General features: G+C 40.4%; 18 protein-coding genes, 1 pseudogene and 1 other annotated feature. Of the genes and pseudogenes, 4 read left to right on the forward strand and 15 right to left on the reverse strand.

Going from position 1 to position 16,063, the window contains the following annotated elements; genetic code table 11:
* Nucleotides 1-236: 236 nt before the first annotated feature.
* Nucleotides 237-1,064: a MetQ/NlpA family ABC transporter substrate-binding protein gene (locus BMX34_RS07675; RefSeq protein WP_092572437.1), complete on the reverse strand. Its 828-nt coding sequence runs from the start codon at nucleotides 1,062-1,064 to the stop codon at nucleotides 237-239.
* Nucleotides 1,065-1,176: 112 nt separating this feature from the next.
* Nucleotides 1,177-1,435: a binding site (T-box leader), on the reverse strand.
* Nucleotides 1,436-1,837: 402 nt separating this feature from the next.
* Between BMX34_RS07675 and BMX34_RS07680 the strand changes: the two genes are divergently transcribed.
* Nucleotides 1,838-2,236, forward strand: a complete 399-nt coding sequence (locus BMX34_RS07680; RefSeq protein ID WP_159428896.1) for a PaaI family thioesterase — start codon at nucleotides 1,838-1,840, stop codon at nucleotides 2,234-2,236.
* 109 nt (nucleotides 2,237-2,345) lie between these two features.
* Entirely contained in the window at nucleotides 2,346-3,284 is a 939-nt protein-coding gene (locus BMX34_RS07685) for a magnesium transporter CorA family protein (RefSeq protein WP_092572441.1), read from the forward strand.
* Between the two features lie 348 nt (nucleotides 3,285-3,632).
* On the opposite strand, the gene BMX34_RS07690 is transcribed toward BMX34_RS07685, so the two are convergent.
* From BMX34_RS07690 to BMX34_RS07740, 12 genes are all read right to left on the reverse strand, one after another.
* Entirely contained in the window at nucleotides 3,633-4,274 is a 642-nt protein-coding gene (locus tag BMX34_RS07690; RefSeq protein WP_234971700.1) for an endonuclease III domain-containing protein, read from the reverse strand.
* Nucleotides 4,275-4,320: 46 nt separating this feature from the next.
* On the reverse strand, nucleotides 4,321-4,977 hold the full coding sequence (gene phoU, locus BMX34_RS07695) for a phosphate signaling complex protein PhoU (RefSeq protein WP_092572443.1): 657 nt from the start codon (nucleotides 4,975-4,977) through the stop codon (nucleotides 4,321-4,323).
* Between the two features lie 307 nt (nucleotides 4,978-5,284).
* A complete protein-coding gene (locus BMX34_RS09755; RefSeq protein WP_092572445.1) occupies nucleotides 5,285-5,863 on the reverse strand; it encodes an LPXTG cell wall anchor domain-containing protein in 579 nt (192 codons plus the stop codon).
* Between the two features lie 37 nt (nucleotides 5,864-5,900).
* Nucleotides 5,901-7,397: a hypothetical protein gene (locus BMX34_RS07705; protein ID WP_143440746.1), complete on the reverse strand. Its 1,497-nt coding sequence runs from the start codon at nucleotides 7,395-7,397 to the stop codon at nucleotides 5,901-5,903.
* Between the two features lie 156 nt (nucleotides 7,398-7,553).
* Entirely contained in the window at nucleotides 7,554-8,006 is a 453-nt protein-coding gene (locus BMX34_RS07710; protein WP_092572449.1) for a YSIRK-type signal peptide-containing protein, read from the reverse strand.
* A gap of 150 nt (nucleotides 8,007-8,156) precedes the next feature.
* Nucleotides 8,157-8,417, reverse strand: coding sequence for a type B 50S ribosomal protein L31 (locus BMX34_RS07715; protein WP_092572451.1), 261 nt, complete (start codon nucleotides 8,415-8,417; stop codon nucleotides 8,157-8,159).
* Between the two features lie 114 nt (nucleotides 8,418-8,531).
* The gene (locus BMX34_RS10000; protein WP_412457637.1) at nucleotides 8,532-9,002 is read right to left on the reverse strand and encodes a nitroreductase family protein; all 471 of its coding nucleotides are present in this window, start codon (nucleotides 9,000-9,002) and stop codon (nucleotides 8,532-8,534) included.
* Between the two features lie 42 nt (nucleotides 9,003-9,044).
* On the reverse strand, nucleotides 9,045-9,305 hold the full coding sequence (locus BMX34_RS10005; protein ID WP_412457638.1) for a nitroreductase family protein: 261 nt from the start codon (nucleotides 9,303-9,305) through the stop codon (nucleotides 9,045-9,047).
* A gap of 73 nt (nucleotides 9,306-9,378) precedes the next feature.
* Nucleotides 9,379-9,825, reverse strand: a complete 447-nt coding sequence (locus BMX34_RS07725) for an aminoacyl-tRNA deacylase (protein ID WP_092572453.1) — start codon at nucleotides 9,823-9,825, stop codon at nucleotides 9,379-9,381.
* A 40-nt stretch (nucleotides 9,826-9,865) separates the two neighbouring features.
* A complete protein-coding gene (rho, locus tag BMX34_RS07730) occupies nucleotides 9,866-11,134 on the reverse strand; it encodes a transcription termination factor Rho (protein ID WP_092572455.1) in 1,269 nt (422 codons plus the stop codon).
* Nucleotides 11,127-12,404 (reverse strand): UDP-N-acetylglucosamine 1-carboxyvinyltransferase, encoded by a 1,278-nt coding sequence (locus BMX34_RS07735; protein ID WP_092572457.1) that lies wholly within the window; start codon nucleotides 12,402-12,404, stop codon nucleotides 11,127-11,129. The genes rho and BMX34_RS07735 overlap by 8 nt, the downstream gene beginning before the upstream one ends.
* Nucleotides 12,401-13,228: a hypothetical protein gene (locus BMX34_RS07740; protein WP_159428897.1), complete on the reverse strand. Its 828-nt coding sequence runs from the start codon at nucleotides 13,226-13,228 to the stop codon at nucleotides 12,401-12,403. Before BMX34_RS07740 ends, BMX34_RS07735 begins: the two co-directional genes overlap by 4 nt.
* A gap of 123 nt (nucleotides 13,229-13,351) precedes the next feature.
* Between BMX34_RS07740 and BMX34_RS07745 the strand changes: the two genes are divergently transcribed.
* On the forward strand, nucleotides 13,352-13,909 hold the full coding sequence (locus tag BMX34_RS07745; RefSeq protein ID WP_092572461.1) for a hypothetical protein: 558 nt from the start codon (nucleotides 13,352-13,354) through the stop codon (nucleotides 13,907-13,909).
* Here BMX34_RS07745 and BMX34_RS07750 read toward each other — a convergent pair whose 3' ends face one another.
* Nucleotides 13,910-14,362 (reverse strand): GAF domain-containing protein, encoded by a 453-nt coding sequence (locus BMX34_RS07750; protein ID WP_092572463.1) that lies wholly within the window; start codon nucleotides 14,360-14,362, stop codon nucleotides 13,910-13,912.
* 342 nt (nucleotides 14,363-14,704) lie between these two features.
* On the reverse strand, nucleotides 14,705-15,562 hold the full coding sequence (fba, locus tag BMX34_RS07755; RefSeq protein WP_092572464.1) for a class II fructose-1,6-bisphosphate aldolase: 858 nt from the start codon (nucleotides 15,560-15,562) through the stop codon (nucleotides 14,705-14,707).
* 189 nt (nucleotides 15,563-15,751) lie between these two features.
* Between fba and BMX34_RS07760 the strand changes: the two are divergent.
* Nucleotides 15,752-16,063, forward strand: a pseudogene (locus BMX34_RS07760) (IS3 family transposase); the annotation flags it as partial.

Here is a 16,063-nt window from a genome sequence, read left to right on the forward strand (position 1 = left end):
ACTCTTGATTGCCAACGATTCGCCAAATCAGCGAAAGCCAACTCGGCCAAACATACAAAAAATCACCGATGCCAAGCGTATATTGACCCCCTATCGTTGGATTCTTTGGTCCAACGATAGGGGGGTGATTTAAAAATGGTGAGTTCTAGGCTAGACGAACTTGTACAATGTTTGTAAGTTGAATCTTTTGCCGTAGCTCAAGCGATTGCTAAATGGCAAAACATTTTTCTAGTTACTTACCAAGCAGCTACATCGGCTTCGTTCGAAGTTTCTACAATTTTATCAGCGACATCTTTACTTTGATAGAGCTCAACAATATGTTGATACAACTTATTATCTTTGTCTTCACCACGGACTGTAATGGTATTCTTATATTCTTCATTTAATTCGGCCGGATTATCGGAGTCGACAAATAAAGCATCTTTCAACGATAAATCATTGTCAATGGCAAAATTGGTATTAATTACCGCTAAATCCACATCAGCCAGCGAAATGGCAACTTGAGCTGCATCCAATTCTTCAAACTCTAAATTCTTCGGATTTTCAGTCACATCATCGACCGTCGCTAAGACTCCGGCAGCTTCGTCGACTTTAATTAGACCCGCTGATTGCAATAACAGGAGTGCCCGACCCCCATTGGTTGGATCGTTAGGAATCGCAATCTTGGCCCCTTCAGGGAGTTCTTCTAATTTCTTAATCTTTTGTGAATAGGCTCCCATCGGTGACACATAGGTAAAGCCAATCGGTTCCAACTCACCATCGTTAGCTTTATTCCAATCATTTAGGAAAGCTGTATGTTGGAAAGCATTCAAATCAAGTGAACCATTGGCTAAGGCCTCGTTAGGTTGGACATAATCCGTAAATTGAACAATTTCTAAATCGATGCCTTCTTCTTTGGCCTTGTCGGCTACAAATTCCCAGACAGCCAATTCATTATCAGAAACGACCCCAACTTTAGCTTGTTCTCCTTCAAATTCGCCCTCAGCCAAGGCAACTTGATCTAGCTGAAACACAGTCGCCAACAATACCAATACAGCCGCAAACACTTTAACAATTTTCTTCATTATTTTTTCCTTCTTTCTATATTTTTTAAATCTTCATCCCAACAAAGTTAGCTCAAACTAAGTAAACTCTGGTGACTTTCCCCCTTATCAAAACACAAAAAAACTCTCATCCGCAAAGGACGAGAGTTTCAATAACTTTCGTGGTACCACCTTAATTCGCTAAGCCATCACTGACTTAACCTCTGCAAGTACGTAGACTTCAATCTATTATACTTCAGCTTTGCTAACGGGAGCCTCCGTTCCTTATTATTGACTAGCATTCATAAGGACCACTCAATGGCCATTTTCATCACTTAAACTTTATCTACTTTCACCAAATGTAGACTCTCTGCTAAAGTCGCCCTGACTACTTTCCATCTCAAAGTGTTTCTCGATTAAATTAATGCCATTGTATCGGGTCAATGAGAATTTGTCAAGGAAATCCTCATAAATAATTAATCTTCTTTTTCAGGCGAATAGAATGCTGGGTCATACAAGCAACATATCTTTTATTATGCGCAAGAGGGAGGTCTCTAGTCAACCAACACCATGACAGACACATCGTCGTTCATACTCAGGCAAAAGTGAATTGTTCAGGTCAATAATTTTAGGGGCTTCCACTATTAATATAGGGTTCATATTCTATTCTTTCCATTTAATACTTGCTTTATAGAAATTTGTTTCAAATTTGCATCAGATTATAGCCAGTGAGTATAAACTTTGAAAAACTCAATTGGATATGCTATGATTTTTACGTTAAATTATAAAATTATGATAAAATGGAGGATTTTAGCTTGATTCATAATATCGAAGAGCGCTTGAGCAAATTAAATAGTCTAAGTAATTTCCAAATACACAACAATATTGAAGTTACTCAAGTTGGAGCAGGCAAAGCCCGTGGAATTATGCGCGCGGAAGATTTCCATCTTAATCCTTACGGAATTATTCACGGAGGCGCTATGTTTAGTTTGGCCGATACAGTTGCCGGGGCTACGCTGATGTATGTTGACAAACAAATCTCAACCGTGACTGCTAGTGTTAATTATACGGCCCCAGGATTAATTACAGATGAGATTATTGCCGATTCAGAAATTATTAAAGATGGACGAACAATTTCCGTAGTTGACATTGTCATCCGTAACCAAGAAGACAAGGTTCTGCTCAGTGGACAATTTACCTTTTATAAGAGTTAATCAGAAGCCAAATGTTAGGCTTCTTTTTCTTTTGAATGTATTTCGTTGACAAGCCGTGATTAAAGCTGAATAATCAAAGTAATCACTTGAAGAATAAAGGAGTAGAACGATGATTTCATATTATTCCATCGATAAGAATAAAATCCAAGAGAGTGAACTTTCTCAAAGTAATTGGATTCATCTTGAACAGCCGACTTCTGAGGAAGTTCAAGTCGTGATCGAATGCTTTCATTTACCCCAAGATATCTTTATCGCTACTGATCGGCCGGATATTGTCGCCCGCCTAGAGAAGATTCCTGACGATCGAGCCGAAAGTTTATATGAATTTGTCGTGTTTAGTCTAGATCCACACAGTGCTCTTCCGATGGAACAACAATTGCAGCCCCTATCCTTTATCTTCTCCGAGGACCTGGTCATTACTTGTTCTTATCATCAAACGACCATTTCCCAGAATCTCTTATCCAACTATGCGCAAAAGATTAATTCTATTCCTACTTTTATTGTCTATGCCATCTTGTGCATTTATCGCCAGTATATTCGTGAACTCGATGTGATGAAGGAAACCATCGATAAATTGGATCGTGATGCCCGCCAAACCATGTCTGCTGATGAACTCTTCTTATTAGCCGATACTGAACGTGAGCTCGTTTTCCTCGATCATACGCTGAAAGACCAGGCCACCGCCGTTCAAACTTTATGGCAAGACACAGATATCATTCAACAGGTCAATAATCCGGCCTTAATTTATGATGTTAAATTGGCTCAGCGTCATGCTGAGAAACTGATAAATATCTACCGTGATTTGTTGACCACAATTGGCGGCCTCTTCTCCGATATGATGAGCCATCGCTTGAATTTATTAATGAAATTCTTGAACTCCGCCGCCTTAATCTTATCTGTTCCTACCTTAGTCTCTGGTATTTGGGGAATGAACTCACAAGTACCCGGTGAAGGAAGCCAGACAGGCTTCTATCTCGTAATTATATTCGGTGCCCTATTAACCTTTCTCTTCGCTTTATACCTCAAACATAAAGATTTTACTAAATAATATATCATTAATATATTATCTTAGTGAGGCTTTAACACTATTTAATAATGCCCCCAGATAATTATTTCTCACTTTGTCATTTAATATATTATTTTTCGAAAAAGAAAATAATCATTTTATCTATTATTATTTCCTGTCTAATTACTATCGGACTAAATTATTTAATTGATGATATGATAGCTGCAATTTTATTATTAAATATTTGTATCATTCCCGCTTGTCAATTTATTTTAAAACAGCTTAAATACTATTTGGACCTTTTCTTCCCAGAAGACTAAATCGAAAAACTCCCTATGGACAAGTCGGCGTTCGTGCCTACTGTTCATAGGGAGTTTATTTGGTCTGTATTTAATTTTCTGGAAAGAGCCAAGATTCGTCCATATCTTTGTGGCGACGGAAATGCTTGCCATGGACATCGATACAAGCATGCCATTCCTTACACAATTTATGAGGAATGCCTTCAACTAAATGATTTACTGCCAAGCGCATCTGACTATAAGTTCGATAATCGCCCAAGCCGAGCCGGCGGAACAAACGCATCGCATATTGGTCACAAATAAAGACATTCCGCTCAAAAATATATAAGAGCATCACATCTGCTGTCTCTTGGCCGACCCCTTTAATCTTTAATAATTCCTGGCGCAAGTCTGCTGTCGGCACTTGGGTAAATTTAGCAATCTCGCCACCTTGGTCAGCAAACCATTGCATCAAGGCTTTAATATATCTCGCCTTCTGCCGGTAAAATCCTGCCGGATAAACCAGCTGTTCCAGTTCAGTCAAATCAATCGCTAACAGAGCTTCAAGACTTAATTGGCCCTTAAGGTTGGCCAAGGCTAATTCGGCATTGGTCTGATTGGTCTGTTGAATCAGAATCATGGCAACCCAATCTGCAATTCGGTTAGGATCTTCCCACCAATCTTGTTGGCCATAGAAGCTAACTAGTCGGTTTAGGATTCGTATAATTTCTTGATCTGATGCGATGCCATCCACCTCCAATCCATTCGAGCTCAATGTCGTTAGACTTTTTACCTAGCGATTAATTTAGACTCTCTTGAGAACTTGAAGCTTTAAATAAAACACGTTCACAGATATTGGTCATATAATCGCCAATTCTTTCTAAACTGTTGGCAATGTAGAGATAGTCTGCCCCACTACGCACCAATTGACGGTCTGATTTCATATATTGGATGGTATGCTCATGAATTTCAGCGAGGCAGGCATCGACTTCATCATCGCGCTGGGCAATTTGCCGAGCTAAATCTTCATCATCAATAATGAAGGCATCAATCGCTCCGGTAATCATGGCTTCAACAATAGTAAATAACTGAGAAATCATTCCATCTAGTTCAGGAATGGTTTGGAAATTACCTTCCAAACGAATGACTCCTTGAGCAATATTGGTCGCATGATCAGCGATCCGTTCTAAATCATTGCTCGCTTGCATAACCGCAATAATCAAACGTAGGTCATCGGCCACAGGTTGTTGAAGAGCAATGATACTAAATGCTTCTTGTTCAATCGCCTGATGTTGTTGATTAATTTGACTGTCCATGGCAATAATCTCATGGGCAAGCTCAACTTGCTTATCTTGAAAAGCATTCATTGCCTTACCTAGAGATTGACTCACTAGCACCCCCATCCGACTTAACTTGGCTGTATACTGACTTAAGATATCATCATAGTATGTTCTCATCTTCTTCACCTTCCTTTAACTTAATATAATAAACTATACTTTACTAAAAATTCGCCGAAATGTAAACCCTTTCAATCTAAAAGATCTAAATTTCTGCTAATTTACTTTGTAGACCTCTCTTTGGAGACACCCAAAGTTTAAAAAACAATCTTTGACAATCGGTTTGATAAAGCATTTATTAATGAAGATAAAATCAAAGAAGCCAGTTCAGGGCCGAATAACCCAAACTGGCTAAAAATCGTTCTATAATTTATTAAAACATGGGTGACAACATTAGACTACTGAGATAATAGAACAATCTATTTGATTAAATGGATTCATCCTCTTTATTTATAATTAAGATGGCAGTCCCGGCAAGGATAGATAAGCCCGCTACTCCTAGCCAAATTGTTGAGTCTTGCTCACCCGTTTCAGGAAGTTGACCAATCACCTGCATTTGTTCCACTTTAATCGGCTCTTCGGTTTCAGGAATTTCTGGTAGATTGGGTTCAAATGGTTTCTCAGGCATTGGATCTTCCGGCGTTGGATTTTCCGGTGTTGGATCTTCTGGCATCGGATTCTCTGGCGTTGGATCTTCTGGTGTCGGATCCTCGGGAATTGGCTCATCAGGTTTTGGCTCATTATAAATTTCTAAATGGGCATCCTGCTGTTGATCAATTTCATAAACTCCTGAAGTATTGGTCTCAATATTCCTAAAGTCATAACTAGTCTGATAGTCTTGATGATTGCGTTCGCGCAATTGGTAATTTATCTTTTGATTCCCTGCTTCTAGCAGTAAGTCTTCAAAATAAGCTGAAAAATCATTTGCCTGATTTAATATTATGGTATCTATCAGAACTGGATGGTCAGGATCCGTCATATTATATAGATCGATGATTAATTCCACATCCTTGACTTTATCTTGTAAAGCTTCCGCCCATTTTTTATCGACTTTTAGGTTCTTTTAGGTTAAAGGTTTTATCTTTATCACCAATAATGACACTACCATTGGAACCTATAGCACCACCACGGGAAGACAGGTTGCCAATCATGGTAACTTTAGATAATTTCTTAGCTAAATCTAAGGCCGCTGCTTGATTAGCTACTGCTTTCAAACTAATCGGATCACTGATCTTCTCAGGCACTTTATCATCATAGACCTGACCATTATCAGCTAAGTAGCGGGCAATCGATTTGTCAGTTGGATGGCCATCTACGTACCAAGTGACTTTACCACCACCTAATAAACGCTGACCAAAATAGGAAACTAATCGATATTCTCCTCCGCGAGTCAAGGTAAAGTCGTCACCACTAAATTCGCCCATATTTTCATTAAATGAAGCGCCGTTGGATTCAAAAATCTGAGATTTACCGGTTGGGCAGAACCAAATTGCCCCACCATGACCTTCTAGCATTTCATTCGTAAGAATAAATGTTCCACCTTGAGGAATCGCTCGATTATTCTCAAAATACACATTCTTCAAGTGAAGTACATAAGGAACTGAAGAAACATAAATGCCACCACCGTATGTCTTACTGCTATTATGACTAATGTTTCCAGCATTTATTTGCACGCCAGAGGAAGCTACATAAATACCACCACCACCACCATTTTGAGCAAAATTTTCGGTAATTTCACCATTGTTCATTTCAAACTTTGCATCAAATAATTGGCGCCAACGAGCGTGATCCTCCCAACTGAAGCCATTCTTTCTAGCAAGCTCTGAAAGTTGACGGGTACCACTCGTTCCTTCAGAAAATTCATCATAGATTGCAATACCACCACCCAAATTACCGGCGCGATTGTTATGAATTTTCCCACCGTTCATCTGCATCTTGGAACCCATATAAGCGAAAATTCCGCCCCCAGCACTCCGGGATCGGTTCCCTTCAATCGAACCGCCGTTCATCACAAATTGTCCTCGGTAGTTTACTGCCACACCGCCAGCTTGTTCTGCTTCATTCTGGCTGATGCTTCCACCATTCAAAATAAATGTTCCTTGATTTATAGCAACGGCCCCTGAGCCATAAGCCCCCGTTTGATGTTGGTTATTAGTAATCATTCCGTCATTCATAGTAACATAACCTTGTCCGGTAACGGCAATCCCAGCACTTTTTGCACCAGATTTATCCCAATTTTTCCGGTAAGTTTCTTGATTATTGGCTATGGTTGGCTGATGAGAATTAATATTATTCTGAATTAAGACATTATGAACGATTAAATTGCCACCTTCAACATAAATCGGTGCAGTTGACATCCCTTTGTTGTAAGTATTAGTAAAAGTGGCCCCGTTAATTTCCGCATCACCATAAATTGTTAACAACTGTCCTTTACGAGTCACATTAGTCTCAGTTGTTTCCTTATCTGTTTGATAGCCCCCATCAAAGACTAAATTTTGATTGTCTTTCCCTTCAATCACAAGCTTACTGTCCTTATTCACCGTGATTAAAGATTCTCCTAAGCTATAAGCGTCATCATTAAATAGGTTTGAAGTAACCCGGACAGAGGTCTGATTGTCATTCAGGTAAGGAATTAACTTCACAAAATTATGAGCTTCTAAAGCAATCGGCGAATTTAATACAATATCTTTGAGTAATCATATCGTTCGATAATTCTCAAACTGTTTCTTTTGCTCTGGTGCTTGAATCTCTTCGGACTTTTGTTCACTGTATTCTTTTGTTGTAAAGTCAATACCCTGTGGGTTTGACTTTTCACTATTGTTCTGGGCCTCATCTCCAACCATCGAACTTTCACTGACTTGAGCGTCCTCGCTCACCGTTTCTACCGATTCATCAGCTTCTTCGGCCATTTCATCGGTTACGCCTATTTCAACGTGAGTGTCTGGTTCAGCGACGACTTCACGGTTTAACGTCGTATCTTCTTTCATTTGAAAGGCTTCAATGAACTCAGCCTCATTACTGACATCAACAATATCACTAAAGGCCGCCACTTGCTTAGGTGAGAACAAAAGTAAACCTACCGCCAAACTGATCAAACCTAAGCTTGTCTTCCTCAGAGAATAGACCCTCTTTTTGTCAAAATTAAACATAGAATAATCCCCTTTCTTTTCTATAAATGCGCTTTCATAACTTCCCTAAAAATATTTTATCGGAATGATTCTATATTTACAAGATAAAGTTTACAAAAAAACACTTCCCACCTTGATTGGTAGAAAGTGTAAAAAATCTTATGGATTCGATTATTTGGCGTTCTTGTCGGTAAAACCGTATTTCTTGTTGAAACGATCCACACGACCGTCGGCTTGGGTAAACTTTTGACGTCCAGTATAGAATGGATGAGAGTCGGCTGAGATTTCAACACGAATCAATGGATAAGTATTACCATCTTCCCATTCTACTGTTTCGCTAGAAGTTTTAGTTGAGCCAGACAAGAATTGGTAACCTGTTGTCGTATCACGGAATACAACAGTCCGGTATTCTGGATGAATTCCTTGTTTCATATTATAACTTCCTTTCTGCCGTAAATTATTTACTAATCTACAGTTAATTCAATGCAGCGAGTGCAACAAGAAAATAATAGCATGTTTACCTAGCAAATGCAAAGACTTTCTGAATTAATTCTCTGGATTATTTGCTTTGTCTAGCCCTAAATCAAATCCTTGGCTTTCCACTACTTGCAATAAGCGTGCCCGCAAGGGTTTGTTACGCTCAATTTGCTTGACCACCTGATTCGTGAAACTATCAGAGCGTCGATTCTTAAAGCGCGTATCATAATAATGGGTCATCTCTTGATCATAATCTGCTAGGGCTAAGAGGTAATTTTTCTGATAAGGGTAAGTATTCTCACCAAGTTTTAGCGAGAAAGGCATCCGAGGTTTCAAGTCAGGTTGATCATCAGGATAACCAAAACCTAGCCCCAGTAATGGGAAAGTCAGTGGAGGTAGTTGTAGCAGATCGACTAACGCTTGTGGATTGTCAAGGATGGACCCGAGGAAGGCTCCCCCTAGACCCATTGATTCAATCGCATTCATCGCATTTTGCGCTGCTAAATAACTATCGGCCACGCCTTGAAAGAAGCGGTCCATATTGACGGCCTTAGGATCTGGGTGGCCTAGAGCACGAGCTACTTAATCATTGCGATAGCAATCGACAATAAATATCATTAATTCTGGCATTTTACGGATATAATCTTGGCCAGCCAGTTGAGCAATCTGAGCTTTAATGTCTGAATCAGTTATGCGGATTACTGAGAAAGCTTGCAAGCCCACACTTGTTGCCGTTCGATTAATGACTTGAAATATTTCTTGGCGAATATTTGCTGGCACAGGCCTATCTTCAAAGAATCGAATGGTCCGATGGTTGAGTTGATGTTCAAGGGTTGGATTCATAGGCAATTCTCCTTCGTTCATTCACACAGCATGCTAAGTTCTATTCTAATTAAACGATTTTTTTGTTATACATTTAGGCTTCTGTTTTAATATCTGCGAATTCGCCGTCAATGACCGCCATAATCTGCTCTGGATTAACTTCGACAGAAAGCCCCACTTGACCTGCACTGACTAAAATATGGGCAAAACCCCTCGCCGATTGATCGATAATCGTCCGGAAAGTCTTCTTCATGGCTAAGGGTGAACAACCCCCATGAACATAGCCGGTCAGTGGTAATAATTCTTTTTCTTTAATCATGTGTATATTTTTCTCATCTACGGCTTCGGCTGCTTTCTTCAGGTCCAGTTCCGCCTCGGTGGGTACAATAAACACATAGTGTTCTTGACTCTTGCCCACCGTTACTAGGGTTTTATACATGGGGGCATGTTGGTCGGGTAACTCATCCCAGGGCCGAGCTTTATAGGGAATCTTTTGTTGATCTAATATTCGCAGTACGTTGGTCTTCTTATGTTTAGCCACCTTATCCCTCCAATCGCAAAAACCGATCCCAAAGAATCGGTTAGACTTCTTTAATATTCATCTTGGCTAACTGATCAAAGAAAGCTGAGTTATCTTCGCTGTGCTCCATGAGCTGAATAAATTGATCGGTATATTGAAGACTGGCAGACCCCATCATCTTACGCAAGCGCCAAATTTGATCTAATTGATCGGCTGGAATTAGTAGCTCTTCTTTCCGGGTTCCTGAGCGCTTAATATCAATGGCTGGGAAGATTCGCCGTTCAGCTAATTGACGAGAAAGATGCAGTTCCATATTGCCAGTGCCCTTGAACTCTTCATAAATTAATTCATCCATCCGACTACCAGTATCCACCAAGGCTGTGGCTAGAATGGTCAGTGAGCCCCCTTCTTCAATATTTCGCGCGGCGCCAAAGAAACGTTTAGGAAAATAAAAGGAAGCCGGATCAAGTCCACCACTTAAGGTACGCCCCGAAGGTTTGACCACTAAATTATAGGCACGCGCTAACCGGGTAATCGAATCAAGTAGTACGACCACATCTTTCTTAGCTTCAACCAGACGCATGGCTCTTTGCATCACTAATTCGGCAATACGGACATGATTTTCTGGTCGTTGATCGAAGGTTGAGTAAACCACATCGCCTTTGACACTCCGTTCGATATCAGTCACTTCTTCTGGCCGTTCATCAATCAATAGAATAATCAATTCGGTTTGTGGATGATTCTGAGCGATGCCCTTGGCTAACTCTTTTAAGATGGTCGTCTTTCCCGCTTTCGGAGGAGAGACAATCAAACCTCTTTGGCCAAAGCCGATCGGGGCAACGATATCAATCATTCGTGAGGCGATATGATGTCGATCTGTTTCTAAGCTAATCTGTTGATTAGGATATAAGGGAGTTAGAGACGGGAAATGGTCACGTTCTTTGGCTAACTCGGGCTTCATCCCATTGACGGTAGTAATCTGCATCAAACTATAGTAGCGTTCTGAAGCCTTTGGTGGCCGAGCTGGTCCAGCAATCTTATCTCCATCTCTAAGGTCGAAACGGCTGATCTGAGATTGAGAGATATAGATATCTTCTTGACTGGGTGAATAATTAATGGGTCGTAGAAAGCCATAACCCCCGGCCTCGGGAATATCCAACACACCTTCAACTTTAAAGAAGCCTTGCTTTTCTTCTTGGGTGCGCATCACAGCTAAGGCTAATTCTTTCTTACTTAACGACGAAAAGTTGGGTATCTCCAATTCACGCGCATAAGCGTAGAGTTCTTTGACTTCTTTATTGATTAAGACCTCTAATGAAAAATCATTCATCGGCTGTATCATCCTCAACCAATTCGATAACCGCACTTAATTGGCTAAACTTACCGACAATATTGGTATAGCCACGTAGAATATTCTCTACTCCGGTTACCACAGTCTTGCCTTGGGCAATCAAGCCGGCAATTACTAAACAAGCGCCAGCCCGCAGGTCACTCGCCCGGACCGGGGCACCTGATAGTTTGCAAGGTCCTTCAATCCGAATGATACTGCCATCGACTTTAATATTGGCACCCATCCGATTGAGTTCGGGAATATGGTTGACCCGTTGCGGGTAGATGGTATCCATAATGGTTCCTTCGCCTTGGGCGGTCAAGAGAAGTGGAGTCATCGGTTGTTGTAAGTCAGTTGCAAAGCCTGGATAGGGTTGAGTCTTAATCGAGACCATCTTTAGATCCTCGGCTGGATACACATGAACGTAATCTTCACCAATCTCCATCTTGGCACCCATCTCATCCAGTTTGGCGACGTAAGATTCGATATGTTCATAGATTACATTGTTGATTCTTACACCTTGTGGACCCGCGAGTGCCACTGCCGCTGAGATGTAAGTCCCGGCCTCAATCCGGTCAGGAATGATGGTATGATTAACCCCATGTAATTGATCTACGCCAACAATTCGAATGACCGAAGTTCCCGCTCCACGAATATTCGCTCCCATCTTATTTAAAAGGGTCACGACATCAATGATTTCTGGTTCTCGGGCTGCGTTCTCAATTACCGTCTTCCCACTAGCGCGGACAGAAGCTAGAATCGCATTAATAGTGGCGCCGACTGACACCACGTCCATATAAATTCGATTGCCGGTTAATCCTTTGGGTGTTTTTAAGGTAATGACACCGAAGTCATCGGTCACTTCGGCCCCTAAAGAGCGAAAAGCTTTAATATGCAGGTCAATGGGCCGAGGACCTAAGAAACAACCACCTGGTAGTCCGATGACGCCTTCGCCGAACTTGGACAGAAGGGCACCCATGAAATAATAAGAGGCTCTTAGACTTTGGATCTTACCGTGAGGCATCGGCACTGACTGCATATTTGACGGATCAATCATCAATGTATTGTTCTCAAAAGAGGTTTTGACATTAAAATCTTCAAGAATTTCAATTAAAGAATAAACATCTTGAATTTCAGGAACCCCTTCAAGAATGACGGGCGCATCGGCTAAAATTGCTGCAGGAATTAAGGCTACGGTTGAATTCTTAGCCCCATTAATCGCAATCTCACCACTTAATTTTCTACCACCATGAATAATTAATTTTTTCATTTCTTAACTCCTTGATTTACAATAAATGTTTGTTGAATGTCTTGGTTAATTTGATCAAAGACTTGCCAGATTTGTTGATTGGCTAAACCAGCTAAAGCAATGAGTTCTTGATATAATTCATGCACTTGGCTAATCTCTAAATTCATCCGTTGCTTGACCCAGGCCTGATCCACACAGACGACCTCATGAGCAATAATGTTACGCAAGTATTTCTCAATAAGACGCATCTGACCGACCTTCTCTTTAATCAGTGCATTGGAAGAATGATCTTCAATTAATTTAAGTAAATGACTGGATGAGACATAATAATCATAATTAAAGTGATCGCCATAATGTTTCTTAAAGGTTTGATGGATGTAATTATTATCCGCTTCAACCTTCTGTTCAAACCATTGTAAACCGCGATAAAGCGGAACACCTTGACTTGTATTCTTGATGACTGGAATTAAATAATGATTTAAATCAGGCATGAAATCTTGTTCGATGATTAAACGCAGAATATCAACCATTACTGGCGTTAAGGCGCGAAAATAATCAGCAAATTCTTGGCGTTGATATTGAAGTTCCAAGTAATGACTATAAAAATAGACCTTACGTTGGATACGTTTTGGTTTGTTGAGGAAAGGATAATTGAGCTTGGCAGCTAGAAGTTCTACTTGATCCAAGTCAATGGTCAATATAGCCCAAGCTAATTCAATGAAGGGAGTAAGTTTTTCAGGATTTTCTGTCAAAGAAGGTAATATTCGTTGGAGCGAGGGATAGTCTTTCTGCTCCAAGAGATGATCCACTAGGAGCTGGTATTTAGGGTCAATAGCTTGTGTCAATGAATTCACCTCATACTTTTTACCCATTAATAAACTAATTTAATATCTCTAATTCTAACATACTCCCCTAGTAGTTAAAAGCAGAGAAGTTTATAATACAATAAAAGAAAGGAGCCTTAAATCATGTCTAAATATCCTCAAGAAATACAAATATTGTACCAAGATTATCCAGAAATTCCTTATATTTCCCCAGATAGACCCCTAGAAGATTGGCTAAGCCAAGTGAAGATTGGCACAGCCTCTCTGGTAAGCAAACGCAATATGACTCGAACTGCCGAAGGCCTCTTACCGGGCGACATTATCCTACTCTGGCGGATTAGTTTAGGAACTTATACCAGCGATTCCTGGACACCCAAATATTTCGAATATGATTATGGGATTGATTGCTCAGCCAGTTTAAAGATGCTCTTAGCTGAAGCTTACGCTCGTGAACTATCCGCCGCCCAATCCCTAGATCATATCGCCGCCCCCATCCTCAAGGCCTTACTTAAATCAAAAGGAGTCAAAGGTTTAAGTAAAATGAATAAAGCCTCTTTAAAAGAGGCCATACTCGAACACTATAGCGAAGAAGAACTCGATCAAGCAATCCCTCTTCGATCCTATGAATTGACTGACAAAGGGGCCAGTGCGCTAGCTAACAATCAAGACGTGGTCGATCGTCATCCAAAAAAGAAGCTCTAATTAATAATGGTTATGGTGTTCAAGAACACGAACACATTCTTGGAGAACCGCTTGATCTTGTTGGCTAAAGCGATTCGGAATCGGTGCATCTAAGTCAAAGACCCCACGAACCCCATTGTTTAAGCGGAAAGGGATCACCAACTCAGATTGCGAAGCGGCATCACAGGCAATATGTCCGGGAAATTGATGGACATCGGCAACCCGCTGGCTTTCATTGTGAGCAAAGGCGATGCCACAGACTCCTTGATTCGCATTGATTCGAATACAAGCCGGTTTCCCTTGAAAGGGGCCGAGCACCAATTGATCCGATTCCGCTTCATAGAAATAAAAACCAACCCAGTTAATATTACTAGCGAGTTGATTGATTAAGGCCGAGACGTTGGCCAGGTTGGCAATATAGTTTCCCTCACCGGCAATCATTGCTTCGACCTGTTGAATTAAACTTGAATCCATACTTCCACCTCTTTGTTTTTGATTACTTAAGCTTAACTAAGCCACTTTGACTTGTCAATAATCGATGATTGTCAGGACTCAAGACATGAGAAATCGTCAAGACCCGTTTTATATTAGGATAACCCTTTTAATTTAAGCCTCTTACCCTTATAATAGTAATATAGCTCGTGATTACTCTTTCTATGTGTTTGGTGGTACTTACATCATAGAAGAGATCACGAGTTTTTTGTATCCATTAAAACAGGGGTAAGAAAGGAACAACTTGTTTAAGTTGCCCTTTTCTTGCCCCTTTGGATGATAATATTTTATGGAAGTGTAGTTGCTATAGGGTGTAAAGCTGGATTAAGCTTTTTGACTTGAACCAAACATATCCATGGTTTCTTTGGTTGTTTTAACAATGGCTTCTTTCCCTGGTGCAATTATTTTACGTGGATCATAAACTTTTGCATCTGAGTTTAATTTCTCACGAACCGCTTTGGTCCATTGCTGTTGTAATTCTGTATTGACATTAATCTTGGCATGACCTAATTCAATGGCTTTCTTGACTTGATGTTCAGGAATACCAGAACCCCCATGAAGAACCAATGGCGTATCGGTTGCTTGAGAAATTTCTTCCATTTCTTTGAAACCTAAGACAGGTTCGCCATCATAAGTTCCATGAACAGATCCAAGAGCCGCTGCTAATGAATCGATACCGGCCTCTTTGACCATCCGCACACATTCATCTAAGTCAGCATATTTAATGCCACCGATGACTCCGTCTTCTTGGCCACCGACCGTACCTACTTCTCCTTCTACAGAGACATTGCGTTGGTGAGCATAATCGACCACTTGTTTGGTCATTTCAATATTTTCATCAATGGGATGATGTGAGCCATCAATCATCACTGAAGTATAGCCCGCATCAATCGCTGCTTTACAACTTTCAAATGAGGATCCATGGTCTAGATGCAAAGCGACGGGAACGGTAATATCCATTGTTTCCATTAAAGCATTTACCATGGCTGCAACCACTTTAGGGCCACCCATATATTTTCCGGCTCCTTCAGACACACCTAAGATGATTGGAGAATTATTTTCTTGAGCTGCTTGAAGTACGGCTTGGGTCCATTCTAAGTTATTAATATTAAATTGACCGACCGCATATTGGCCTTCTTTAGCTTTACGTAACATTTCGACGCTATTAATTAAACGAGTCATTCTTTGTCCTCCTATATTGAATTCATCTAGTATGGTTTAATTATACTCTACCCCACCCTTAAAGGCCAATAGATTCATTAAGCAATCTAGACTTATGTTTATGAATGAAAATTGATTAAATAAAAAGCCCCCATAGTGTACTGACCCCCTAAAGTTGGACCGAATGATCCAACTTTAGGGGGTATTTGTATGGCTAAATATAGTTTAGAATTTAAAATGAAAATTGTATCCGAATATCTTTCTGGAACCATCGGGATGAAGACGTTGACGAAGAAATATAAGATTAAATCCTCCCAAGAATTAAGAACCTGGGTGAACGCTTATAAAACTTTAGGAATAAAAGGGTTAATGCGCTCTCGAAAAAATAAGACATACAGTGTAAACTTTAAGTTAAAAGCAATCACTTTGTATGAAGCCAGTGAGAAATCCTATCAAGATGTGGCGAATGAATTGGGATTGAATAATCCTTCACTGATTCCTAGATGGCGTCAAGAGTATCAT

The organism is Ignavigranum ruoffiae (assembly GCF_900110675.1).
Lineage (GTDB): Bacteria > Bacillota > Bacilli > Lactobacillales > Aerococcaceae > Ignavigranum > Ignavigranum ruoffiae.